The organism is Nonomuraea sp. NPDC004580, assembly GCF_040609855.1.
Taxonomy (GTDB): domain Bacteria; phylum Actinomycetota; class Actinomycetes; order Streptosporangiales; family Streptosporangiaceae; genus Nonomuraea; species Nonomuraea salmonea.
The window spans coordinates 1-1,894 of the sequence record NZ_JBEXLH010000138.1 but is presented as its reverse complement, the minus strand read 5'-3'; the positions used below and the strand labels follow the sequence as shown (position 1 = coordinate 1,894).

Genomic DNA, 1,894 nt, shown 5'->3' with positions numbered 1-1,894 from the left:
GCTCGATCTGAACCTGGTGCCCGACATCGTCAAGCCGCTGGCCAAGCCGCTGGCGGGCGGGGCGGTCCCCGAGGCCGACGTGCACACCCTGATCAGCGAGGCGAAAGCGCTGAACGAGCTGGCCGACGCGCTGGAGGAGATGAAGTCCGAGGACGCCGGCGCCGTCATGCGGATGCTGCGCGAGGAGCTGTGGCAGGGGCCGGCCAAGGAGAACTTCCAGCAGGTGTTCGGCGCGCTCAGCGGCAAGGAGGACCTCGCCGACGGTGAGGGCACGCCAGAGGCGCTGGTGGACCTGCTGGTGGAGGCGCTGCGGGCCGAGGCCACGTCGGTGCACGACCACGGCGTGCGCATGCAGCACACCGAATGGATGATCTACGCGGCGCTGGCCCTGCTCGCCGCGATGATCATCCGGCTGCTGGCCTGGATCTACGTCAACGGGCCCGCCGTGATGGCCGCGATCCAGGCGCGCACGTTGATGACCAAGGTGCACATCGAGACGCTCAAGCGGCTGGTGCTGAGCAACATGCTCAAGTTCGGCGCCCTGATGGGCGGGCTGGACCTGAGCGTGCAGCTGGCCCAGCACATCGACGCCCTCGGAGGGGTACGCGAGACGGGCGAGTTCGACCTGGCCTCGCTGGCCATGTCGGCCGGCAGCGGCGCGCTGACCGGCGCGCTGTTCGGCGCCGGGAACGCGGCCCTGTCGCGGCTGCTCAGCCGCGAGATGGTCTACGTCGCCTCCGCGGCCGAGCTGGGCGTGCGCGACAAGGTGGTGGCCCTGGGCCAGGGCATCTACGGCCAGGCCCTGATGGGCGGCCTGGCCGGCACCGCCGGCTCCGTGCCCGGCCTGGCCCTCAGCGGCCAGCTCGACGCCGACCACCTGAAGTACACCTTCCTGTCCGGCGTCGCCGGCGGCCTGGACATCCCCGCCGGCGCCCGCGTCAGCTACCTCCCCCGCTTCGACGTCGCCGGCGAACTCACCACCGGCCCCACGCCGAACGGCGGATCCGCGGGCGCGGGATCCACCGGCGGCACCGGCGGCACCGGCTCGGGCGGCGTGAGCTGGGCGGGCTCCGGCTCAGCCGGGTCAGGCTCGGGGGGCTCGGGTTCGGCGGGCTCGGGTTCGGCGGGCTCGGGTTCGGCGGGCTCCGGTTCGGCGGGCTCCGGTTCGGCTCTTTCTGGAGGCGGTGCGCACCAGCCGGCCGCGAGCCACAGCTCCACGACCGGCACGCCTGCCGTCCGCTACGAGGGCACCAGCCTCGCCGGGTACACCCCCGCCGACGGCGGTGGCGCTCACACCCCGAGCAACGGCCCGGGCTCGGCCGCGAACGGTGCCCATCACGCTGTCAGCGGCGGCAATCAGGCCGGTGGCGGCGGGCACGTCGTGATCCACCAGGCCGCCGAACCGGCCGTCGCCGCACCACCACCCCACCGCAGCGACACCGTCATAGGCGAGGTCCTCGCCCGCCGCGACACCCCCCTGCCCGCCAACACGACCGCGAGCGGGACGGCAAGCGCCGCCACTACGGCCCCGGCGGCCGGAACGGCGACCCCCGCCGCCCGGCCCGCAGTCCACACCCCGGCCCCCGTGCACACCCCGGCCCCCGTGCACACCCCGGCCCCTGTGCACAACAACCCGGGCCCTGCCCACCCCCTCGCCGACCCCGCGCCTCTCAACCGCGCCCTCCCGGCCGAGCGCCCTGTCTCCCCCGCCGCCGTGCCCGCCGAGAGGGGAGCGTCGCACGCCGTCGCGCCCGCGGAGCCGGGTCCGGCGAACGGGGTCGCGAGCACCCTCGACGCCGCCGCCACCCCCGGCGCCCTGCCCGCCAGTTCGGCGCTGCCCGCGACCGTCCCTGCCGTCGCCGCGGCCGTCCACCCCGTGGAACCGGCCGAACAG

1 pseudogene is annotated in these 1,894 nt (G+C 75.2%); it reads left to right on the top strand.

The features are described 5' to 3' along the window. A pseudogene (locus tag ABZW11_RS46185) lies at positions 1-1,894 on the top strand (hypothetical protein); the annotation flags it as partial.